Origin of the sequence: Flavobacterium pectinovorum, from assembly GCF_900142715.1 — a bacterium.
In the GTDB taxonomy this organism is placed as follows: Bacteria; Bacteroidota; Bacteroidia; order Flavobacteriales; family Flavobacteriaceae; genus Flavobacterium; species Flavobacterium pectinovorum.
Window position 1 is genome coordinate 907,339 of record NZ_FRBX01000001.1, and the last position, 23,443, is coordinate 930,781.

The 23,443-nt window shown below is 34.0% G+C and carries 16 protein-coding genes; 11 read left to right on the plus strand and 5 right to left on the minus strand.

Features of this window, described 5'->3' with window-relative positions; all coding sequences use genetic code 11:
* Positions 1-104: 104 nt before the first annotated feature.
* Entirely contained in the window at positions 105-683 is a 579-nt protein-coding gene (locus BUE22_RS03755; RefSeq protein WP_073393771.1) for a pentapeptide repeat-containing protein, read from the minus strand.
* Between the two features lie 194 nt (positions 684-877).
* Here BUE22_RS03755 and BUE22_RS03760 point away from each other — a divergent pair, with 194 nt between their 5' ends.
* The 5 genes from BUE22_RS03760 to BUE22_RS03780 all read left to right on the plus strand — a co-directional run bounded on the left by BUE22_RS03760 (position 878) and on the right by BUE22_RS03780 (position 6,387).
* On the plus strand, positions 878-2,149 hold the full coding sequence (locus BUE22_RS03760) for a BamA/TamA family outer membrane protein (RefSeq protein ID WP_073393772.1): 1,272 nt from the start codon (positions 878-880) through the stop codon (positions 2,147-2,149).
* 356 nt (positions 2,150-2,505) lie between these two features.
* The gene (locus tag BUE22_RS03765; RefSeq protein WP_073393773.1) at positions 2,506-3,180 is read left to right on the plus strand and encodes a response regulator transcription factor; all 675 of its coding nucleotides are present in this window, start codon (positions 2,506-2,508) and stop codon (positions 3,178-3,180) included.
* 1 nt (position 3,181) lies between these two features.
* Positions 3,182-4,594 carry a HAMP domain-containing sensor histidine kinase gene (locus BUE22_RS03770; RefSeq protein WP_073393774.1) on the plus strand — a complete coding sequence of 471 codons (1,413 nt, stop codon included), beginning with the start codon at positions 3,182-3,184 and terminating at the stop codon, positions 4,592-4,594.
* 77 nt (positions 4,595-4,671) lie between these two features.
* A complete protein-coding gene (locus BUE22_RS03775; RefSeq protein ID WP_073393775.1) occupies positions 4,672-5,394 on the plus strand; it encodes a hypothetical protein in 723 nt (240 codons plus the stop codon).
* A gap of 45 nt (positions 5,395-5,439) precedes the next feature.
* On the plus strand, positions 5,440-6,387 hold the full coding sequence (locus BUE22_RS03780) for a bestrophin family protein (protein ID WP_073393776.1): 948 nt from the start codon (positions 5,440-5,442) through the stop codon (positions 6,385-6,387).
* A gap of 310 nt (positions 6,388-6,697) precedes the next feature.
* Here the strand turns inward: BUE22_RS03780 and BUE22_RS03785 are convergent, their stop codons facing one another.
* Entirely contained in the window at positions 6,698-8,116 is a 1,419-nt protein-coding gene (locus tag BUE22_RS03785; protein ID WP_073393777.1) for an aminotransferase-like domain-containing protein, read from the minus strand.
* 105 nt (positions 8,117-8,221) lie between these two features.
* On the opposite strand from BUE22_RS03785, the gene BUE22_RS03790 reads away from it, so the two are divergent.
* Together BUE22_RS03790 and BUE22_RS03795 are read left to right on the plus strand one after the other, a co-directional pair.
* Positions 8,222-9,136, plus strand: coding sequence for an EamA family transporter (locus tag BUE22_RS03790; RefSeq protein WP_073393778.1), 915 nt, complete (start codon positions 8,222-8,224; stop codon positions 9,134-9,136).
* A gap of 409 nt (positions 9,137-9,545) precedes the next feature.
* Positions 9,546-11,807 carry an acyl-CoA dehydrogenase family protein gene (locus tag BUE22_RS03795; RefSeq protein WP_073393779.1) on the plus strand — a complete coding sequence of 754 codons (2,262 nt, stop codon included), beginning with the start codon at positions 9,546-9,548 and terminating at the stop codon, positions 11,805-11,807.
* 407 nt (positions 11,808-12,214) lie between these two features.
* Here BUE22_RS03795 and BUE22_RS03800 read toward each other — a convergent pair whose 3' ends face one another.
* Positions 12,215-12,961, minus strand: coding sequence for an NUDIX hydrolase (locus BUE22_RS03800; protein WP_042564419.1), 747 nt, complete (start codon positions 12,959-12,961; stop codon positions 12,215-12,217).
* A gap of 307 nt (positions 12,962-13,268) precedes the next feature.
* Here BUE22_RS03800 and BUE22_RS03805 point away from each other — a divergent pair, with 307 nt between their 5' ends.
* Positions 13,269-15,719 (plus strand): glycoside hydrolase family 3 C-terminal domain-containing protein, encoded by a 2,451-nt coding sequence (locus tag BUE22_RS03805; protein WP_073393780.1) that lies wholly within the window; start codon positions 13,269-13,271, stop codon positions 15,717-15,719.
* Positions 15,720-15,871: 152 nt separating this feature from the next.
* Here the strand turns inward: BUE22_RS03805 and BUE22_RS03810 are convergent, their stop codons facing one another.
* Positions 15,872-16,216 carry a 5-carboxymethyl-2-hydroxymuconate Delta-isomerase gene (locus BUE22_RS03810; protein WP_073393781.1) on the minus strand — a complete coding sequence of 115 codons (345 nt, stop codon included), beginning with the start codon at positions 16,214-16,216 and terminating at the stop codon, positions 15,872-15,874.
* A gap of 201 nt (positions 16,217-16,417) precedes the next feature.
* Here BUE22_RS03810 and BUE22_RS03815 point away from each other — a divergent pair, with 201 nt between their 5' ends.
* The 3 genes from BUE22_RS03815 to BUE22_RS03825 all read left to right on the plus strand — a co-directional run bounded on the left by BUE22_RS03815 (position 16,418) and on the right by BUE22_RS03825 (position 21,978).
* On the plus strand, positions 16,418-18,061 hold the full coding sequence (locus tag BUE22_RS03815; RefSeq protein ID WP_073393782.1) for a DUF6377 domain-containing protein: 1,644 nt from the start codon (positions 16,418-16,420) through the stop codon (positions 18,059-18,061).
* Between the two features lie 206 nt (positions 18,062-18,267).
* Positions 18,268-20,484: a glycoside hydrolase family 3 C-terminal domain-containing protein gene (locus BUE22_RS03820; protein WP_073393783.1), complete on the plus strand. Its 2,217-nt coding sequence runs from the start codon at positions 18,268-18,270 to the stop codon at positions 20,482-20,484.
* A gap of 363 nt (positions 20,485-20,847) precedes the next feature.
* Complete coding sequence (locus BUE22_RS03825; RefSeq protein ID WP_073393784.1) at positions 20,848-21,978, plus strand: acyltransferase family protein; 1,131 nt, start codon at positions 20,848-20,850, stop codon at positions 21,976-21,978.
* Positions 21,979-22,336: 358 nt separating this feature from the next.
* Here BUE22_RS03825 and BUE22_RS03840 read toward each other — a convergent pair whose 3' ends face one another.
* Positions 22,337-23,440 carry an NADH:flavin oxidoreductase gene (locus tag BUE22_RS03840; RefSeq protein ID WP_073393787.1) on the minus strand — a complete coding sequence of 368 codons (1,104 nt, stop codon included), beginning with the start codon at positions 23,438-23,440 and terminating at the stop codon, positions 22,337-22,339.
* Positions 23,441-23,443 lie beyond the last annotated feature (3 nt).

The following is a 23,443-nucleotide window of genomic DNA, read 5'->3' on the forward strand; positions in this document are numbered from 1 at the left end:
TAAAATTATTTATCATGAAAAGAGACGTTATAGTAGGGTAAATTCCCAAACAAAAAAAATATATTAATCAAAAAGCCAGTTTTATACTGGCTTTTTTTATTACTCTAACTTACAATCACATCATGCTTAAACAGCAACCCTTTCACGTCTTTCAAAGCAAAAACAGCTTTCTTTAATTTAGTTTTCGATGGATCAATAGTGTAATTGTAACTCGTTTTAAAATCGGCTTTGTTCGCGATGGCTTTGTCGAATTCTGATCGGTATAAATCACAATTCTCGAACAAAACACTTGTAAGGTCGGTTGCCATAAAATCTACGGCAATTAAACTGCAATTGGTAAACGTCGTTCCTTTAATTTTTAAAGTATAAAACTTCGAAAAATCCAAAATGCAATCGTGAAAATGGACTTCGAAAATAAGTTTATCACACATTGCAAAATTTACTTCTTTAATTTCACAGCGATTAAATGTAGCAGTTCTGAAAGCTACATAATTGATTTTGGCTTCATTAAAAATACAATCATTAAAAACACAGTCGATAAAAGTGACTGCGAGAAAAGTACAGGCAGAAAAATTACAATTATTAAAAATACAGCATTCAAAATCCTTAAAATTAAGATCGTCTCTACCATAAGTAATGGTATTATATTCTTTATCAAGGAAATATTCTGATTCTTTTTTCAATGCTGGCTTGTTGATTATTTTAAAGCGAAATTATAATAATTAAGTCAGATAATTGATCTCTTTTATTACTTCTCTTCTATAATATTTACTTGAGACATCGATTTAATTTGTAAGTGTATTAGTGTAAGATATTGGAAATAAGGCTTATATTTACGGTAAGGTTAATTATTACTCCAAAAAATTAAAGCTTTCAAATGGTAAAATTTTTAAAAAATAATCTCTTTCATAAAAAAGATAAAATCTTCGGATTGTTATTTTTCATTTCTTTTACTTTATTTGCTCAAAACGATTCCATCAGTAAAGAAATTTGTCCGCCAAAAACAATATTAGAAATCTTTAAAAAAAGAGATTCTGTGTATGTTGTTAAACCCGTAAAAAACAGTTTCTTTTTAATTATTCCGGCAATCGGCACACAGCCTGCAACAGGCTTTTTTTTTGGTGGTGTGGCTCAGTATACTTTCAAAGGAAAGCAAAAAGCAGATAAATATTCAATAGCAAATCTCGGTATCACCTATACCGTAAAAAATCAATGGCTGGTAAATGTCAAGAATAATATTTTATTAAAAAATAACAGAATTTTTTTAAGCGGAGATTATCGAATATATCTTTTTTCACAGCCTAATTATGGATTAGGAACTAATATTATTCCGCGAAAGCGTAATCATGATCCAGGATTTAGTCTCGATTCTCTGGCACAGCCCATGGATTATAATTATTTCAAATTTCATCAGACTGCCTCATTCGAAGTAAAGAAGAATTTTTATGTTGGAGGAGGTATCAATATCGATTGGTATTCTAAAATTTCAGATAAGGAATTAGATATTGAAAACGGAAAATTTACGTATCATTACGATTATAACCAAAAGTATGGTTTTAATAACTCAGAGTATTTTTTGACTGGCGTGAGTCTAAATTTAGTATATGATTCGAGAGATAATCAGGTTAATTCGACTCGCGGCTGGTTTGCCAATATTAATTATCGGTTTAATCCTGTATTTTTTGATAATCAGCGATATAGTAATGTTTTGTATACCGAATACCGTAATTTTATCCCGCTTTCGCAGAAAAGCGAACGTTATATTTTGGCCATTTGGACTTACGGGCAATTTGTAACCAGAGGGAAATTGCCTTATTTAAATTTACCTGCAATTGGCTGGGATCAGCGCAGCAGGAGTGGAGAAGGCTACACACAAGGATTATTTAGAGGAACTAATTTAGTTTATCTGGCTACAGAATTTAGATTTCCAATAACCTGCAATCAAATGTTTAGCGGAACTGTATTTACCAACTTCGTAACTACAAGTAATCCGGATACCAATACAAAACTCTTTAGCTCAATTCAACCCGCAGCTGGTATTGGATTACGAATTTTAATTGATAAAAGCACCAGAACAAATCTAATTGTAGATTACGCCTGGGGAAACCAGTCAAAAGGCTTTTATCTGAATGCGGGAGAAACATTTTAAAAGATTACTTCAAACTGTTGATTGTAATTTTTTTAACCACATAGAAATATAGCTTATAGAAATGAATAAAGACGTTTCACTTGTATTAATCCCGATAGCTATCGGGACTATGTGTGAGAAACTAGTTTCTTTTACTAATCTTTTTATAAGCAAAGGAAAATCTATGTTTCTATGTGTTTAATTAAATTTATTTAAATTCAGGAAACAGATTACTCAATGATTTTACTAACTTTAATAATGAGAAGTTCATTTTTATGACCTGAAAATTGATTTCTTCACAATAAATTCATAATTCTAAATTATTGTGATTTATATTTTAAACTCAATTGCTATTTTTGTTAATAATACCTCTATCAATGAAACTACTTATAGTCGAAGACGAACCAAATCTACTCTCCATTTTACGCAAAGGTTTCGCTGAAAACAACAATGATGTCAGCGTGGCTCTTGATGGAAAAACGGCTTTGGAAATGATTGAAAACTATACTTTTGATGTAGTAATTTTAGATGTAATGTTACCTGATATTAACGGAATTGAAATTTGCAGAAGATTACGTGCCGATAAAAATTTCGTTCCAATTTTGCTTTTAACAGCCCTTGGAACTTCAGAAAACATTGTAACCGGACTCAATGCCGGAGCCGATGATTATTTGGTAAAACCCTTTAAGTTTGGCGAACTCGATGCAAGGGTAAATGCCTTAAACCGAAGAGCTCATCAGGAAACTGAAAAAGCAGATACCATAATAATTGGAGATTTAGAAATAAACAGCCAGGCAAAAACAGTAAAACGCGAAGGAGAACCAATTGTTTTAACCGCCAAAGAATTCAAATTATTATATTATCTGGCTAAAAATACAGGCAGAATTGTATCCAGAGACCAGATTTTAGATAATGTCTGGGACATTAATTTTGATATGAACACCAATGTTGTGGATGTTTATATCAATTATTTAAGAAAAAAAATAGACAAACCTTTTACAACCAAACTTATTCATACCATGAAAGGTTTAGGTTACGTTATACAAGAATAAAATGGATATAAGAAAAAAAATTACTTTTACTTATGTTGCACTTTCTACATTTAGTACACTGTTACTGTGTGTTGTAGTTTTTGTATTATTTCGTGAAAACAACAGATATCATTTTTTAAAAAGATTAGAAGACAGGGCAAAAATCGTAGCTTCAATTCATTTTCAGGACGATCCCGAAAAAATAAAATATTACAGTAATCTTAAAAAAAACGGACTGGAAGAACTTATTGAAGAAGAAGAATATGTTCTTAAAATTAACAGTGCCAATAGTTTTGATTATAACACAAAATTAAATTTACCCAATTCATTTTATTCTACTATTCTCGAAACTGGAAAAGACTATTTTGAAATAAACAGTAAGTATTATTTAGGTCAGGTTTTTACCGAAAACAATCAGAAATATATTGTAATAGTGGGCGCCAGAGATCGACGCGGAAAAACTACAACTGTTTATATTGTAAAAATATTGGTTTTTGGCGGTTTTGCTTTTATAATTCTTGCCTTCTTTTTGGGACGTCTTCTGGCCAAACGCGTCATTAATCCTGTGGCGAGAATTACGAGAGAAGTAAATAGAATTAGCGCTTCAAATTTACATAACAGACTTCCTGAAGTGAAGAACTCTGATGAAATTTCAGATCTTACCCATACCTTTAATGATATGCTGGATAGATTAGAAACTTCATTCGAAATTCAGGCAAACTTCATCAATAATGCCTCTCACGAATTAAAAACGCCAATAACAACTATTATTGCCGAGTCTGAAATTATGCTTTTGAAAGAAAGAGAAGTTTCAGAATATATTGAATCATTGCAAAATATTTACAGTCAGGCTTCAAGATTAGGAAATCTAACCGAAAGTTTATTAAAACTTACTCAAACAGGTTACGATGGCAAAAAACAGGTTTTGGATATCGCCAGAATCGATGAGTTATTAATGGATGTAAAATCTGATTTGGATAAAATTTATCCGGACAATCGTGTGAGTATCAAACTGAATTTTGTTCCAACAGATTCTAATTTACTTTTAATTCCGTGTAATAAACCGCTTTTAGAACTGGCAATCAATAATATTATTACAAACGGTGTAAAATACTCCGATAATAATGAAGTTTTTGTTACGCTTTCGGCTAATAATGAATGGATTAAAATTTCGATTAACGATATCGGAATCGGAATTCCGCCAGAAGATATTCCGCACTTATACGAACCTTTCTTTAGAGGAAAAATTGCTGCCAAATATATTGGCTACGGTCTAGGGCTTCCTTTGGCATCCAAAATTATCAGAATGCACGACGGCGAAATTCAGGTACAATCGGAACAAAACAAAGGGACAATCGTAACCATTACTTTTAAGAAAAACATCAAAAAAAATATCAAGAAAACCAACATTAAAAATTCTAATGTTGAATCTTAGGAAATTCTAATTTTAGATTAAGACCCTTCTAATCTGCACGATGTTATTTTGTATGTATAAACTAAACGATTATACATATGAAAAATTTCCTTATACCTACCACATTAGAACAAGACACTATAAGCGCTGTAAAATCAGCAGTTAATCAGGCAAAAAATACCAATTGCGAGATTATATTAATGATGGTTTCTGATACTCCGGATACTTTTTCATCTTCACAATTTTTACGTGAAATGAAAACAAGCCTAACTACAAGTCAGGAAGAAGTTCTTGAAACGTGCCGCTACATTATTTCACACACAGATAATTGCAAAATAAAAGTTCACAATCAATACGGACTTTCTGCACCTATTTTTAAAGGAATTATCGATGCTTTTGCTGTTAAACTGGTTATTCTGACACATTCTTATAAGCAAGAAACAAAACGTATTCATCAATATGCAGTAAAATTAGCAGGGAATCAAAAATGCCCAATTTTACATCTAGGTGCAGAATCACTTAAAAATGATTTCAATAAAGCGCTTTACATCGAAAATGCAAAAGCAAACATGCATGTAAAAGATGTTCAGCAGTTTTTAAGCAAAAATTTCTCTTATGAAATTGTAAGCCAAACGGCCAATTTTGATGACAATTACGAACAATTTGCACCTTATTTGTCTGAAGCCATTTCAAAATATGATATTGATTTATTGGTAGAAACCCGTAAAGGAGAAAAAATCAAATTCAAAAAAACAAAAAAAGAAAGTAGCACAGATAAATTAGGGCTTCCTGTTTTATCGCTATACGAAGAGCTAGCTTAATAGCCGCTTTTTCAATAAAATAAAGTTTAACTTAAAACTAAAGATATGTTATTAAAGAAAAGAATTCCAATGAGGTACGTTCTCGGAAAAATTAAAGTGGAATTAGGTCTTGTAGTGGCTTATACCATATTATTTGAAGTTTTTCACCACTATTTCATCAATATTTCTGTAGATATTCCGATCGCAATACCAACGATGGTTGGTACAATTATATCCTTATTATTGGCCTTCAAATCAAATCAGGCGTATGACAGATGGTGGGAAGCAAGAATTATCTGGGGATCAATCGTAAATGAATCCAGAACGTTGATTAGACAAGTATTAACGTTTTATAAAGACCCTGATTTTTCTGTTGAAGCCAATGATTTCAAGGAAAATTTTACTAAAAGACAAATTGCCTGGTGTTATAGTTTAGGACAGGCTTTGCGAAATAAAGATGCCATAAAGCCTATCAAAAATTTGATAAATGAAGAAGAGTTAAGTTTTGTAAAAAATCATCAAAACGTTCCAAACGCGATCTTGTTACTGCATGCCAGAGATTTGAGAAACGCCAGAAAAGACAAACGTTTCAACACTTATCAGCAAGTAGAAATAGATAATACATTGACAAGATTATGTGACGCGATGGGTAAATGTGAAAGAATTAAAAACACAATTTTCCCAACCACATATAGTATGTACATCAGAATGACATTGTGTTTGTTTATTATTTTATTGCCTTTTGGATTAATTGATTTATTAAGTTGGTTCGCAATACCATTAATTACAATTATTGCAGGAACTTTCTTTTTGATCGAAAAAATGGCAATTCACTTGCAGGATCCTTTCGAAAACAGACCAACAGATACGCCAGTAACGGCTATTTCTCAGGCAATCGAAAAGAATTTAATGCAAATGCTAAATGAGTTTCAGGTTGAGTTTGATATCATTAAAGAATTTGATCTTAAACCAGAACCTGCAAAACTTACCGGAAACGAGTACTTTGTTCTTTAATTATATTAGTCTATTTAATTGTAAACCAGACAACGCTTTTGTGTTGTCTGGTTTTTTTATTTTTCACATTTGAGATTGGAATTTGGAATTTCAAAATTGGAATTTAAATTTTTAGGAGCTAATCCCGCTATCCGTTTCAATCTTTTGTGGCGAACCCCGCCACAAAAGGATTTCCACTCCTATCGGGGCTAGGGCAATCGTTTTCATAAGAAATATCCTTGTTGAGTTTCGAAATGACAAACTCAACACACATCAAACCCGACAGGTTTTTAAAACCTGTCGGGTTTATCTCGATTAGCAAAAAAAAAAATTAAGTTTTAAGCAGTTTCCCCAAAGTCTGTATAGAATGTCTCAATTCATTTGTCCAGGGTAAACCAAAACTCAAACGCATACAATTCGAAAATTGATCCTGAAAAGAGAAAATTCTTCCCGGTGCAAAACTGATATTATGTTTCATCGCCAAATGATAAAAAGTCGCCGTATCGATGCTTTTATCCAATTCAATCCAAAGAAAAAAACCACCCTGAGGCTGACTCACTTTTGTCCCTTCCGGAAAAGATTCCAGGACCGTATTAATATAATTATTACAATTTTGATGTAAGATTTGGCGTATTTTACGAAGGTGATTTTCATAACGTCCGTTTTTCAAAAAATCGCCCACAACTTCGTGCGTAATAGTAGGCGAGGAGAGTGTGTGATAAATTTTATTTCGCAGAATCTGCTTTTTGAATTTCCCCGGCGAAACCCAACCCACGCGATAACCCGGCGCCAAAGTTTTAGAAACCGAACTGCAGCAAAGCACAATACCGCTTTCGTCGTAGGTTTTGCAATTCGTTGGTCGGCTTGAGCCAAAGTACAAATCGCCGTGAATATCATCTTCAATCAACGGAATATCATAGAATTCCATTAGCTTCACCACTTCTTTTTTATGTTCTGCAGGCATCATACTTCCAGACGGATTGCTAAAATTACTCATCAGCAAACAAAGCTTTACTTTTTTTGTAGCAAGCGCCTTTTTTAAAGCATCCAGTTCAATCCCCGTTGTCATATTTGTCGGCAATTCCATAATATACAAACCGAGTGATTTAGCCAATTGCAAAATCCCAAAATAGGCAGGACTTTCTGTAATAATAGTATCGCCGGGTTTCGTTAAAGTCATCAAACAATGCGATATAGCACTTGTACAACCCGGAGTTGTAATAATATCATTTTCGGTCAAAGAACCACCCCAAGTAAAAGACCAGCGTGCAATTTCTCTCCTTAAATTAAGATTTCCCTGCACTTCCTCATAACTCGTTCCGCTATTTGCGAGCTGACGCGTAGCCTGAATAATTCCCTTGTTCAATTTCGCAATTGGTAAAAGCTCATTCGACGGAAAACCCAAAGAAAGCATAGTAATACTTTTATCCGTCATATTGCGGTAAACCTGATCTATTAAGTCCTCACGATCAATGTTCAGGCATTTCAAAACCGGACTGCTCGGCGAAGGTTCCGTAATAATTCTGGCCGAAGTATTACTCACATAATAACCCGATTGTGGTCTCGATTCAATCAAAGATCGGCTCTCGACTTCGTAATAGGCTTTACTTACCGTGCTCATGCTGTAACCGGTTTCGGCCACTACTTCACGAATCGAAGGCAGTTTATCGCCAACACATAAAACCCCCGATTTAATTTGCTTTTCAATTCGGTCGGCAAACTGCAGATACAAGTAATTAGAATTTCTCATAAAAAAAAAACTGTTATGGTGCAATTTACAAAAACTGTATCTGTATTGCTTATTTATTTTTAAGAAATTTGTTTCATCACAAAACAAACCAAAAAACAATAATCCGTGAAAACAACAAAATACTACATCGCAGCCATAACGGCGTACACCATTTGGGGATTTTTTAGCCTTGTGCTAAAACCAATTCACGAATATGCTTCTTTGGATATTCTGTTCTTTCGTGTTTTTAGCTGTAGTATTTTAATGTTATTGATTTCTTTTGCTTTCAAACGAAAAAAAGTAAAAGAAACAATCGAAATCTTCAAAGCATTACCAAAATCAGAAAAACGAAAAGCACTTTTACTAAACATTGGAGGAAGCGTTTTTTTAATGCTAAACTGGTTCACATTCATTTATGTAATGAATCATGTTAGCGTAAAAGCAACTTCATTGGCCTATTTGGTTTGCCCAATATTAACCACTTTATTGGCGTATTTTCTGTTGCACGAAAAACTAAGCAAAACCCAATGGATTTCTGTCGGATTAAGTATTTCCGGTTGTTTACTTTTGTCATATGCTGATATTATGGATATGTTTTTCAGCATCATAATAGGTTTTACATATGCCTGTTATTTAGTAAGTCAGCGTGTCAATAAAGGTTTTGATAAGTTTATCATTCTAACCTTTCATATTACATTGGCAGCCTTGATTTTATTGCCTTTTTATCCGGCATACAGTGGCCCTGTTCCAACAGAATTTAAATTTTATTTCTGTATCGAAACCATTGCCATTTTGTTTACTATTTTCCCGTTGTTCCTGAATTTATATGCACTTTCCGGCATTAATTCATCAACAGTTGGCATGTTGTTAAACATAAACCCAATGATTGCTTTTGGGTTGGCAACTTTTGTCTATCACGAAAACATAACCGTATTACAAATCACGGCTTACAGCATTATTTTTATAGCTGTTATAGTCTTTAACTCGCATCATCTTTTTGCGCTAAAACAAAGATATACACCAGCTTCAAAAAGCGCTTAAACTTTTTGCCACAAACTTCACGGACCTGAAAACTCCAAATTGACATAGTCAGATTTCAAATGATATTTGATGAACATTCGTGAAGTTGTGGCTAATTTTATAAATTAATTTAGAAGTTTAAGTTTAATAAATTTTTCCGCCACGAATTCACGAATTTAGTTTATAATAATTCGTGAATTCGTGGCGATTATTTTTGAAGATGTAATTCATAAAATTACCAGAATCTTAACAGGATATTTAAACAGGAATGAGTATTTTTCATTTCTGTTTTTTTATGCGATAATGCGTGAAAAAAGTTGCCACGAATTACACAAATTTTCACGAATTAAAGTTTTAGAATTAGAATATAAAAATTAGCGAAAATTTGTGTAATTCGTGGCAAAAATATAAATAACCAGATTCAAATCTTATGAAAAATACCAAATTACAAGCCTTCATTCCGTTATTTTATTTAGTGTGGTCAGACGATCTTTTAACACAAAAAGAGTTTGCCACCATTCAAACATTTATAAATAATTTAACCTGGCTTTCGCCGGAAGAAAAACAACAGCTTCTTTCTAAAGTTGATATTTCAAATCCGCCTACGCGAAATGAACTCACACAATGGAAATTGGATATTGAAAAAAGTATAAAAGGTAAATACTCCATAAAATCGGTTTTTGATATTGCCGAAGCACTTTCAGAAAAAGACATAGATATTTCGAAGTTAAGACCGGAATTTTTAAAACTCGAAAATGATTTGGGTGTTTTGGGAGAAGAAGTAATTCAGAACTTTAAAACAAAAGCAGAATCCTTTACAGCGACTTCACAAACGACTTCTAATTTTGATATTCAGAAAATAACAGATCTTTTAGACGGAAAAGAAGCTGCGATTATAAAAAAGGTAAAATCAGTGATTTCAAGACCTGAATTTGCCTATGAAACTTCCACAGATATTAACGTTTATCGCCAAACGGTTTACAATTGGTGTAAAATTTTAGCCGAAGAAAATCTAGGAAATATGGCATATCCAAAGCGATATGGCGGAGGAGAAAACATAGCTGATTATTTTGCGATTATGGAAACGTTGAGTTATCATGATTTAAGTTTAGTGATAAAATTCGGCGTTCAATTTGGATTGTGGGGAATGAGTGTTCAATCGTTAGGAACCGAAAAGCATTATGCTAAATATTTAAATGATATTGGTTCGCTAAAAATCCCGGGCTGTTTTGCCATGACCGAAACACATCACGGTTCAAACGTAAAAGGATTAGAAACCACCGCAACGTACAATCATAACGATCAAACGTTTACGATTCATACACCGCATGAAAAAGCACAAAAAGAATATATTGGTAACGCAGCTGTTCACGGACAAATGGCTACTGTTTTTGCTAAATTAATTATTAACGATCACGATTATGGCGTTAATGCTTTTGTGGTTCCGTTGCGAGACACAAACGGAAATACGCTAAACGGAATTACCATTGGCGATTGTGGTCATAAAATGGGATTAAATGGCGTTGATAACGGAACGATTAGTTTCAATCAGGTTGTGATTCCAAAAGAAAATATGCTGGACAGATTTGCTTCAGTAAACGAAAAAGGAGAATTTGAAAGTCCAATTCCGAGTGATAACAGACGTTTCTTTACGATGCTAGGCACTTTGGTTGGTGGCCGAATCGGGATTCCGCGTTCCGCTTTGGCAGCAGCCAAATCCGGATTAACAATTGCTATTAGATACAGCGATCAACGCCGACAATTTGGTCCCGAAGGCGGATCTGAAGTTCCGATTTTAAATTACAGAATGCACCAACGAAGATTGCTTCCGCATTTAGCGAAAACTTACGCGGTTCATTTTGCATTACAATATCTTACGAAACGTTTCCTGAATAAAACCGAAGCCGAAATGCAGGAAATTGAAGCTCTTGCAGCCGGAATGAAATCGTATTCAACCTGGAGCACCAGAGATATTCTGCAGGAATGTCGTGAAGCTATTGGTGGAAAAGGATATTTATCTGAAAACAGAATCGACGATTTAAAAAATGATACTGAAATTTACACCACTTTTGAAGGTGATAATACTGTTTTGATGCAATTGGTTGCTAAAAATCGTTTGGCCGAATTCAGAAAAGCATTTGGAGAAATGGGTTCATTGGGAATCATCAATTATGTGTATGAAAATGCAAAAGTGGCGATTTCTGAGAAAAACCCAATCGCGACCAGAAGAACAGATGATGAACATTTATTAGATTCAGAATTTCATTTACAGGCCTTTATCCATAGAGAAAAAACAATTTTGGCCTCTGCAGCCCGACGTATCAAAAAATTGGTCGATGGCGGTTTAGAACCTTACGATGCGTTTAATGTCGTTCAACATCAAATGATCGATGTCGCTCAGGCCTATTTGGAAAGAATTGTTTTAGAGCAATTTCAGGAAGCCATAAAAACGGTTGAAGATGAAAAATCAAAAGAAATATTGACGAAATTATACCAATTATATGCGCTTTCGCAAATAGAAAAAAACAAAGCATGGTATCTTGAAGACGGTTATATGGAAGCTGTTAAAACAAAAGCAGTTCGTAAAATAGTCAACCAGCTTTGTTGGGATATTCGTCCCGATGCAGTTGCATTGGTAAACGCTTTCGATATTCCGGAGAGTTGTTTGGCAGCGCCAATTGCTGTTAATTGAGAATATAGAATATAGAGTAAAGAATATAGAGTAAAGAATATAGAGTAAAGAATATAGATTTTTTAAGCGCTTTGTCAAAGTTTTAAACTTTGACAAAGCTTTTTTTTTAGCCACGAATTTACGAATGATCATCAAAAAAAGTTCGTGAATTGGTAGCGAAAATTTTACCGCAGAGAACACAGAGGTTTTTCGCAGAATTCATTAAGATTTAAGCTGTGTTTGCACAATTTAAGTCCGCAAAGCTTTGTGAACTTTGTGTTTTTTACTAAACTGAACATATTTAAAATACTTTGTGATCTCCGTGGTAATTTTTTTCTTCTCCACAGCTTTCGTATTGTTAATTGATCTATGGCAATAAAACAGCTTAAAATTAAATGAACTTATATAACTTATATGGTTAAAAAAAACTACCAACTTCCCTTTAAACCTTCTTTAAGGGCACTGTTGTATTTCTCTAAATCAAAACTATACAAATCAGGAGCTTTGTGGGCGCCGCCTTTTCGCGATTCGTCTAATTTGGTTAGAATATCATAACGAAGTATTTTGCGATAGAAATTCCCGCGGTTCAATTTTTTTCCTAAAATAGCTTCATATAATTTTTGAAGTTCCGGCATTGTAAACTTATCCGAAAGAAGATTATAACCAATAGGATGATTATTTAATTGTTCACGAAGTGTCGAAAGTGCTTTATCTAAAATGGTTCTGTGATCCATCATAAATGACGGCAGATTTTCAATAGAATGCCATTGCACATTTGTAGAATATTCGTCAATAACTAAATTTACTTTTGAATGTTCAGCCAAAGCATAATATCCAATAGAAACAAAGCGCTGTTTGTTCCAAATCGTGTCATGGTAGTCTGCAAAAGCATCTTCAGAGCGATGCAGGTTTCCAAAAGTATAAAACTGCTGGAGGTAAATATTTTCAGTTCCGGTTCTGTCTTTTAAAATGCGAACTGCCGCATCATCTACGTTTTCCTCTTTTTTTACATATCCTCCGGGAAGTCCCCAAAATTCCTGATCCTTCATTTTTACAGTCAAAACATGAAGCGAATTTTCATGAAAGCTAAAAATAGCACAGTCAATAGAAAGCGTCGGAATATATTTTTTAAACGCTTCTTCAGATTGTTGTTCAAGTAATTTCTTAAATTCCATTGTATTGATTTGTTTTCAAATTTACTCTTTTTGAAAATTATAAATCCGTGTAATACTGCAAAATTTCAAAAATTTCCTTTAAAATCAATCCTTTTAACTCTTTTTTTATTCTGATTAATGTTTAATTAAATATTTATTCGACTAAGAATATATTAAGTTTTATGGTTTCCATTTGTGATAAATGAAAATTTAAGGGATTTTATTTGTTGATATGGAAAAAAGTAATTAATATTGCTTCATAATGAAGCAATGAAATTTAAAATACTACAACTTTACTATTTTCAACCACTTTCTAAAATTTCCACTTATGAAAAAAACTATTATAAAAACAGCGCGATTATCACTTTTGACCGCGTTGGTAATTTCTAATGTATCATGGAATACCATCCCAAATGATGAAACGAATCCGCCGCTTATAACTATTAAAGGATTTACGTTTGCCGATTTTAACCGAAACGGGAAATTGGACCCATGGGAAGATACACGCCTTTCTGTTAATCAAAGAATTGATGAAATTATCAAAGCTATGACCAATGCAGAAAAAGCAGAACTGCTTATTGGTACAGGAATGCCCGGAATTGAAGTTTTAACGGGTCCCGTTGGAGATTCTAAACAAGGTTTGGTTCCCGGTGCTGCGGGCGGAACTGCTGCTTTTGAAAGATTCGGAATTCCTGCAACTGTCGTAGCCGATGGTCCAGCCGGTTTAAGAATCGAGCCAACGAGAGAAAATGATACAAAAACGTATTATGCAACGGCATTTCCGGTTGGTACCGCTTTGGCTTCGACCTGGAACAAAGCGCTTTTGGAAGAAGTTGGAAAAGCAATGGGAAATGAGGTAAAAGAATATGGTGTTGATGTTTTATTAGCTCCGGCTTTAAACATTCACAGAAATCCTCTGAACGGAAGAAATTTCGAATATTATTCTGAAGATCCGTTGATTTCCGGAAAAACCGCCGCCGCAATTGTAAACGGAATTCAGTCGCAAGGCGTTGGAACTTCTATCAAACATTTTGCTGTGAATAACGAAGAAACCAACCGTTTAACGATTAACGCGCACGTTTCTGAAAGAGCAATTAGAGAAATTTACTTAAAAGGTTTCGAAATCACGGTAAAAGAATCACAGCCGTGGACTGTAATGTCTTCATATAATAAACTGAATGGCGAATATACATCTGCCAGAAAAGATTTGATTACCGAAGTTTTAAGAAACGAATGGGGTTTTAAAGGAATTGTAATGACGGATTGGTTCGGAGGTTTTCCGGGTTTTGAAAGTATACAAAACGGGTCAAGTTCGGATGTTGTCAAACAAATGATTGCCGGAAACGATCTTTTGATGCCGGGAATTCCGGTTCAGAAAAAAGCTTTGTTAGAAGCCTTAAATTCAGGTAAATTATCTCAGGAAGTGGCGAATACAAACACAAAAAGAATTTTAGAATATATTTTTCGTACGCCAACCTTTGCCAAATATAAATACAGCGATAAACCCAACCTGACTAAAAATGCTGAAGTAACCAGAAACGCTGCAGCGGAAGGAATGGTTTTACTTAAAAACACGAATCACGCATTGCCTTTTGCTGACAAGCAAAAAGAAGTTTCTGTATTTGGAGTTACTTCTTACGCCTGGATTACGGGCGGTACAGGTAGCGGAAGCGTGAATAACAAACACACTGTTTCTCTTTTAGAAGGTTTAACTGCAGCAGGTTACAAATTAGACAAAGAATTGGTTGATTTGTACAAACCGCACGCTGAAAAAGAAGTTGTTGCCGAAAAAGAAAGAAGAAAAGCAAGAGGAATTTTGGCTTTGCCTGAAAGACTTCCTGAGCTAAAAATGGAAGATGGTTTTATTGCTAAAAAAGCTGCAAGTTCTGAAATTGCTTTTGTGACTTTAGGAAGAAATTCCGGTGAAGGCGGAGACAGAGTTGTCGATAATGATTTTAATATCGCAACAGAAGAAATTGAAATGCTGGATAAAATTTCAAAAGCTTTTCATGCGAAAGGAAAAAAAGTTGTGGTTATTTTAAATATTGGCGGTGTAATTGAAACAGCTTCATGGAAAGATAAAGTTGATGCTATTTTATTGGCGTGGCAGCCGGGTCAGGAGGGAGGACATTCTGTTGCAGATGTAGTTTCAGGAAAAATAAATCCATCAGGAAAATTGACGATGACTTTCCCTGTAAAATATGCTGATACACCTTCGGCAAAAAATTTCCCTGGAATTCCTGCTAATAATCCAAAAGAAGTAACTTATGAAGAAGGCGTTTATGTTGGATACCGTTATTACAATACATTCAATGTAAAACCATCTTATGAATTTGGTTTCGGAACTTCTTATACTTCATTTGATTATACAGATCTAAAAGTAAGTTCACCAACTTTTAAAGATAAACTGACGGTTTCTGTTACAGTAAAAAACACAGGAAAAGTTTCCGGTAAAGAAGTAGTGCAGGTTTACCTTTCGGCTCCGGCAAAATTTATTGACAAACCAAAAGAAGAATTAAAAGCTTTTGGTAAAACCAAAGAATTAAAACCGGGCGAAACTCAAACGTTGCAATTGACTTTATCTCCAAAAGATCTGGCTTCGTTTTTAGAAAATAAAAGCGCCTGGATTGCAGAAGCCGGAACGTATAAAGTTTTGGTTGGAGCTTCATCTGAAGATATTAAAAAAACAGCTGAATTTTCGGTACCGAACGAACTTACAGTTGAAAAAGTAAAAAAAGCTTTTGAAGCAGATACTAAGTTTACAGAGCTTAAACCTTAATTACAAGTATATTTTTGGTTAGATAAAAATGGATTAAGGCTACAAATTCCGCTTGGATATTCAGATTTGAATAAACAAGTGGAATTATTTTTTTTATAACAAAATGGGAATGAAATTAATTTAATAATATCATTGTATTGTGATTTTAGGTTTTAAATCATGGTTTTATTAAAATAACTGGCTTTTTCAAAATCTTTGATATTGATTGAAATTACCGGAACTTCAGAAAGAATTTCATTCAATTTGGTTACAATTGCTTTTGATAATTTTGATTTTTGATCTGTATTTCGACCTTCCATAATATATCCAAAGACGTGAATAAAATCGTCTAAACTATTTCCGTTATTATAATAGCTAAATGGATTTATGCGGACCTTAATTTCAGAAGCAATAAAAAGACCCGTAGACAAAGCGGCATCAAAAACTTCCTGCATTATTTCATCAGCAGATCTCATTCGGATTACGTTTTCGGAACAATCAATAATAAAATGTGGCATGTTGATATTAGTTTTAAGTGTAGAAATTCAGTTTAAAACAAAATTAGGAAAACATTAGTTGGTATTATTTAAAAATGACTTTTTATAAAACGTTTTTATTCGATTTTTTGTTACTAAATTCAAATTTTACGACTTACTAAATAATTCATTTTTGTTTGCACACTTTCTTATATTTGTAAGTCTCATTATATCTTAATTGGTTTGAAAAATTATCTGTTGTTTTGTTTGTTCGTTCTTTTAGGAAATCCTGTTTATTCATCGGATAGTACAGATACTATTTTGAAGAAACTAAACGACGCGCTAAAAAACAAACAGCGATATGTGGAGCTTAAAGAAGAGCGCATTTTGAATTTCAAAAAAATCAAATCGGCAGATTTAAGCAAGGAACAGGAATACAATTACAACAAAACTTTATATACAGAATACCAAAAATTCAATTCAGATTCGGCTATTTTTTATGTAAAAAAGAACCTGAAAATTGCCGAAGAGCTTCAAAATAAAGAACTTTCAGATTTGGCCAACATTCAATTGGTTACACTTTTCTCTTCTTCGGGAAAATACCGCGAATCTGAAGCCATTTTAAAAAGCATCAACAAAAAAACATTATCAAAAACATTGCTTCCTAATTATTATGTGGCGTATCGCGAATTTTTTGAGCATTATGCCGCCAATAGTTACGATATAAAATACATTGAGCAAATACGAAAATACCGTGATTCATTGCTAATGGTTTTAGATCCCAGTACTTTAAACTATCAAATCAATAAAATTCAGCAGCGAATGTCTGAGGAAAAAACAGACATTTCGCAAAAACAATTACTGGATTTATTGAAAAATACCAAAGAAGATAATCCGCAATATGCCATGATTACTTATCTTTTAGGAAGTATTTATGAGGGAACACATCAATTAGAATTACGAAAAAAATACTACGCACTTTCTGCCACTGCAGATATTAAAAATGCCAATAAAGACAATGCATCGCTTCAGGAACTGGCCTTGGTTTTTTATGAAGTTGGGGATGTCGATATGGCGTACAAGCTCACGCAATCGGCCATTGAAGACGCGTTGTATTGCAATGTACAATTCCGAACACTTTTAATGTCAGAAGTGTATTCGATCATCAATACGGTTTATTTAGAAAAAGAAGCCAAAAGAAAAACAGAATTGCAATTGTATCTTTTATGCATTAGTTTACTTTCTGTATTCTTGATTGTAGCGGTTATTTACGTTTACAAACAAATGAAAAAAGTTTCGAAAATCCGTGGAGAATTATACGAAACAAGTCAAAAACTAGCCGAGTTAAACAAAGATATTACCGAAACCAACAATCAGTTGCAGGAACGTAATTCGCAATTATCAGAATCTAATCATGTTAAGGAAGAATATATAGCGCATTTTTTCAATCTTTGTTCGGCTTACATCAATAAATTAGAAAACTATCGCATTATTCTAAACAAAAAAGCGACGGCAAAACAGTTTGATGAAATTTATAAAATACTAAAATCAACCACTTTGGTAGATAATGAATTGGAAGAATTATATAAAAACTTCGATATTATATTTCTGAATTTATATCCCACTTTCGTGAAAGACTTTAACGAATTGCTGATTAAAGAAGAACAAATCGTTTTGAAACAAGGCGAATTGCTAAATACTGAACTTAGAATTTTTGCTTTAATCCGACTTGGAATTACAGACAGCGTAAAAATTGCTGCCTTTCTTCGTTACTCTTTAAGCACAATTTACAACTATAGAACCAGAGCTCGAAATAAAGCCGCAGTTTCGCGAAATGATTTTGAAGAAATGGTCATGAAAATAGGTTTAATTTCGCTGAAAGTGTAACGTTTTGTTTTAAAACCACTACTTTTTTTGGGCTTTAAAATTTATTAAATATTTGTAAATCAATATTTTAAATTTTTATTTCACTACTTTTTTTCGTTTAAAAATCTCATGCATACTATAACGTTTTAGCTTTACAATATTATTATAGGGTACTTTTGACACAAAGCTATCTTATATATAAATTAATGCTTTAATAAATTATAGTTATGTTTAAAAACGTTAAAACAATTGTTGTTTTACTTTTGTTGGCTTCGATTGGGATAAATGCCCAAAACAAAGTTCCGGTTTATCTTGATGATAAAAAGTCGATTGAAGAGCGTGTCGCAGATGCACTTTCAAAAATGACAACCGACGAAAAAATTGCCATGATTCACGCACAATCTAAATTTAGTTCGCCGGGTGTTCCTCGTTTGGGAATTCCGGAAAACTGGATGACCGACGGACCACACGGAATTCGTACCGAAGTTAAATGGGACGAATGGGATCAGGCAGGCTGGACAAACGACTCTTGCATTGCATTTCCTGCTCTTACAGCGCTTTCTGCAACCTGGAACAAAGAAATGGCTTCTTTATACGGAAAATCAATTGGTGAAGAAGCACGTTACCGTAACAAAAATGTACTATTAGGACCCGGAGTTAATATTTACAGAACACCATTGAACGGTCGTAATTTCGAATATATGGGTGAAGATCCTTTCCTGACTTCAAAAATGGTGGTTCCTTATATTAAAGGAGTTCAGTCAAACGGAGTTGCGGCTTGTGTAAAACATTTTGCCTTAAACAATCAGGAAACCAATCGTAACTCAGTAAACGTAATTGTGGATGACAGAGCGTTATACGAAATTTATCTTCCGGCTTTTAAAGCTGCAGTACAAGAAGGCGATGCTTGGGCAATTATGGGATCCTACAATAAATATAAAGGACAGCAATGTTGCCACAACGAATTTTTGTTAAACGATATTCTTCGTGGAGAATGGGGTTTCAAAGGAGTTGTAGTTTCAGATTGGGGTGGCGTTAATGATACCAAACAAGCGATTCATAACGGTTTGGATATGGAATTTGGCTCCTGGACAAACGGACTTTCATGGGGAACAAGCAATGCTTATGACAACTACTTTTTGGCAAAACCATATTCGATTATGATTGCCAGAGGCGAAGTAGGAACGAAAGAATTAGACGAGAAAGTAAGCCGTATTTTACGTTTATCTTTCCTTACAACGATGAATAAAAACAGACCTTTCGGGTCTTTCGGAACAGAAGAACATGCAAAAGCAGGTTTGAAAATTGCTGAAGAAGGAATTGTTTTGCTTCAAAACAACAATAATATTTTGCCAATCAATCTTTCTAAAACTAAAAAAATCGCTGTAATTGGTGAAAATGCCATTAAAATGATGACTGTTGGTGGAGGAAGTTCTTCATTAAAAGCAAGATATGAAATCACACCACTTGAAGGATTAAAGAAAAGAATAGGTAATCAGGCTGAAATCGTATACGCTCGTGGTTATGTGGGAGATCCGACAAGTAATTATAACGGCGTTATCGCAAAAGTAAGTTTAGAAGACAAACGTTCTGTTGCTGAACTAACCGCAGAAGCTTTAAAAGTAGCTAAAGATGCTGATATTGTGCTTTTTATTGGAGGTTTAAACAAAAGCGACAATCAGGATGCAGAAGGCCACGACCGTAAAGGATTAGAACTTTCGTATGGTCAGGATAAATTAATCAGCGAGTTGGCGAAAGTAAATAAAAATATAGTTTTTGTAAATATTTCAGGAAATGCTGTGGCAATGCCGTGGGTAAAAGAAGTTCCGGGAATTGTACAAGGCTGGTTTTTAGGTACAGAAGCAGGAAATGCTTTGGCAGCCGTTTTAGTTGGAGATGTAAATCCATCTGGAAAATTAACTTTTACTTTCCCTGTAAAATTGTCTGACAATGGTGCACACGCTTTGGGAGAATTCCCAGGTGGCGATGAAGTTAAATACAATGAAAGCATTTTTGTTGGATATCGTTATGCCGATAAACAAAAAGCAAAACCATTATTTTCTTTTGGTCACGGATTAAGTTACACGACTTTTGAATACGGAAAAGTGACAGCGGATAAAAAACAAGTTTCTGTTGATGGTAAAATTACGTTTTCTGTAAAAGTAAAAAATACAGGAACTCGTGAAGGTTCAGAAGTTGTTCAGCTTTATATCAGTGATTTAAAATCTTCATTGGTTCGTCCGATTAAGGAATTAAAAGGGTTTGAGAAAATTTCGCTTAAAGCGGGAGAAGAAAAAACAGTGACATTTACAGTTGATAAAACAGCTTTGAGCTTTTTTGATGATAAAAAACACGACTGGGTTGCAGAACCGGGCGCTTTTGAAGCAATCGTTGGTGCATCTTCAACAGATATAAAATCTAAAGTGGGATTCTCACTTCAATAGTTTCATTATTTCTAAATTGGTTGGTTGTAAAGCTGCAATTGTAAAAAATTGCGGCTTTGCTTTTAGAATTATTTTACGTTAAAATAATTTTTACCATTAAGATATTAAGTTAATTAAGCGTTGTAGTTAAAGAACTAAAAAAATTAAGTTCAACAAGCTTAATTAACTTAATATCTTAATGGTTCAAAAAAATAAAAACTTTATTGTTTTAAAATTAATTATATAATTGAGATAATTTGAAAATTAGATAATTGTGTAGCTTTGCGAACTTTTTACAAGTTTTCAAAAATTTTCATTGAGATCTTTGCGTTAAATTACCAATAAAAAAAAACTAACCATCAACCATTAACAATTAACCATTTTATGAGTTCAACTTCTATTGAAATTCAACCAAAAAAGCATTACGAAATCCTGGACGGTTTACGTGGAGTAGCGGCTATTTTAGTCGTTGCTTTCCATATTTTTGAAGCCTTTGGCGGTGGAAATCGTTTTATACAAATTATCAATCACGGTTATCTTGCCGTTGATTTCTTTTTCCTCTTATCAGGATTTGTTGTCGCTTATGCGTATGACGATCGCTGGGCGAGAATGACGCAATGGGAATTTTACAAACGCCGTTTAATACGTTTACAGCCCATGGTAATTATGGGAATGATCATTGGAGCCATTTTCTATTATTTTCAGGCATCGGATATTTTGTTTCCGATGATTGCCGGAATGGAAGCCTGGAAAGTGATTCTGACCATGGTTATTGGGTTTACATTATTACCAATTCCGCCATCATTAGAAATCAGAGGCTGGGGAGAAATGCACCCGTTAAATGGACCTGCATGGTCATTATTCTTCGAATATATTGCGAATATTTTGTACGCTTTAATCTTCCGTAAGTTCTCCAATAAAGTTTTGGGCTTTTTTGTGCTGATATTTGCCGGATTACTTATTAATTATACCGTTTTTGGTCCAAAAGGCGATGTTATTGGCGGATGGTCGTTAAATCTGGAACAAATGAATGTTGGTTTCACCCGTTTATTGTATCCGTTTTTTGCCGGAGTTTTGCTTTCCCGTTTAGGGAAATTAATTCATATAAAAGGCGCTTTCTGGGTTTGCAGTATTTTAATCACAATTGTGCTTGCCCTACCAAGATTTGGTGACGAAAATAGTTTATGGATGAACGGTTTATATGAATCTATCTGTATCATTTTAGTTTTTCCTCTTATTGTTGCGATTGGTGCGGGCGGAGAAATTAAAAGTGCGTTTTCGACTAAAATATGCAAGCTTTTAGGAGATATTTCATATCCAATTTATATTACACATTATCCTCTAATTTATTGGTTTACGGCTTGGGTTGTAGATAATAAAGTTTCAATTGCAGATGGTTATGCAGTAGGAATCGGAGTTTTGATTGCCAGTATTGTAATGGCGTATTTATGTTTAAAATTATATGATGAACCAGTTAGGAATTGGCTTCTTAGAAGGAGCAAAGGTTCAAAGTAACAAAGGTTCAGAGGCTCAAAGGTTCAAAGGCTCAAAGGCTCAAAGGCTCAAAGGTAATAGAGTAAACATCAAATTTTACACATTCCAAATCGTAGAGATGCACAGTAGTGCATCTACGCACAGGATATCGACAAAGAATGTAAATGATGAAGATGATGATTAAAAAAAGGGATGAAACATATAAAAACGTTTCATCCCTTTTTGTCTATTTTCTTTGTGGATATGCATTGTGTAGACACACTGCTGTGCGTCTCTACGATTATGCATGTCTACAATTGTAAATGTAAAAAACAACAAAGGTTCAAAGGAAAACTTTGTCCCTTTGAACCTTTGCATCTTTGAACCTTTAAAAAAAAACTTATTCAAGAACCAATGCTCCTAAAGCTTCTTTACTAAAACCTTTCAATTGATCTGTTTTTCCGGCTTTGATTTTGGCAACCCAATTAGGATCAGATAATAATGGTCTTCCCACAGCAACTAAATCAAAATCGCCACGGTCGAAACGTCTGTTTAATTCTTCCAAAGAAGTTGGCTCAGAACTTTCTCCTGCAAAAGCACCGAAGAAATCACCAGAAAGTCCAACAGAACCTACAGTAATTGTTGGTGCGCCTGTTACTTTTTTAGCCCATCCAGCAAAATTCAAATCAGAATCTTCGAATTCAGGTTCCCAGAAACGACGTTGAGAACAGTGTAAAATATCTACTCCGGCATCAACAAGAGGATTAAGCCACGCTTCTAATTCCTGTGGATTTTTAGCTAGTTTATAATTATAATCAGAAGGTTTAAATTGAGAAAAACGCATGATAACAGCGAAGTCATTTCCAACTTGTTTTCTGATTTCTTTTACTATTTCGATTGCAAAACGATTACGTTCCGGCAAAGTTTTTCCACCATAAATATCAGTACGTAAATTAGTTTCAGCTCTAAAAAACTGATCGATTAAATAACCGTGAGCACCGTGAATTTCAATGGTATCAAAACCTAATCTTTTGGCATCAGCGGCAGCTTTTCCGAAAGCAATAATAGTATCTTCAATATCTTTCTCAGTCATTGTGTTTCCGTTGCTGAAATCTGGTCGGTTTAACCCAGATGGACCTTCAAAAGGAACTGGAGGAACCCAGCCTGAATGGTGATTATCCATAATTCCCATATGCCAGATTTGTGGTCCCATTGCACCACCTGCAGCGTGAACTTCTTTAATTACTTTTTCCCATCCGTTTAAAGCTTCACCATAAAAATGAGGAACATTTCCGTCGTTAGATGATGAAGGTCTGTCGATTACAGTTCCTTCAGATAATATTAGACCAACTTCACCTTCAGCTCTTTTTTGATAATAAGCGGCTACTTCATCAGTTGGAATTCCGTTTGGAGAAAATGAGCGCGTCATTGGCGCCATTACGATTCGGTTTTTAAGATTTAACGTTTTTAAGTTAAATGGAGAAAACAGGTTGTTTGTACTCATAGT

Excerpts from the sequence above, each read along its gene's own strand:
- BUE22_RS03840 (WP_073393787.1), bottom strand. The coding sequence starts at position 23,440 with ATGAGTACAAACAACCTGTTTTCTCCATTTAACTTAAAAACGTTAAAT.
- BUE22_RS03780 (WP_073393776.1), top strand. The coding sequence starts at position 5,440 with ATGTTATTAAAGAAAAGAATTCCAATGAGGTACGTTCTCGGAAAAATT.
- BUE22_RS03810 (WP_073393781.1), bottom strand. The coding sequence starts at position 16,216 with ATGCCACATTTTATTATTGATTGTTCCGAAAACGTAATCCGAATGAGA.
- BUE22_RS03795 (WP_073393779.1), top strand. The coding sequence starts at position 9,546 with ATGAAAAATACCAAATTACAAGCCTTCATTCCGTTATTTTATTTAGTG.
- BUE22_RS03800 (WP_042564419.1), bottom strand. The coding sequence starts at position 12,961 with ATGGAATTTAAGAAATTACTTGAACAACAATCTGAAGAAGCGTTTAAA.
- BUE22_RS03820 (WP_073393783.1), top strand. The coding sequence starts at position 18,268 with ATGTTTAAAAACGTTAAAACAATTGTTGTTTTACTTTTGTTGGCTTCG.
- BUE22_RS03770 (WP_073393774.1), top strand. The coding sequence starts at position 3,182 with ATGGATATAAGAAAAAAAATTACTTTTACTTATGTTGCACTTTCTACA.
- BUE22_RS03760 (WP_073393772.1), top strand. The coding sequence starts at position 878 with ATGGTAAAATTTTTAAAAAATAATCTCTTTCATAAAAAAGATAAAATC.
- BUE22_RS03805 (WP_073393780.1), top strand. The coding sequence starts at position 13,269 with ATGAAAAAAACTATTATAAAAACAGCGCGATTATCACTTTTGACCGCG.
- BUE22_RS03775 (WP_073393775.1), top strand. The coding sequence starts at position 4,672 with ATGAAAAATTTCCTTATACCTACCACATTAGAACAAGACACTATAAGC.
- BUE22_RS03765 (WP_073393773.1), top strand. The coding sequence starts at position 2,506 with ATGAAACTACTTATAGTCGAAGACGAACCAAATCTACTCTCCATTTTA.
- BUE22_RS03825 (WP_073393784.1), top strand. The coding sequence starts at position 20,848 with ATGAGTTCAACTTCTATTGAAATTCAACCAAAAAAGCATTACGAAATC.
- BUE22_RS03785 (WP_073393777.1), bottom strand. The coding sequence starts at position 8,116 with ATGAGAAATTCTAATTACTTGTATCTGCAGTTTGCCGACCGAATTGAA.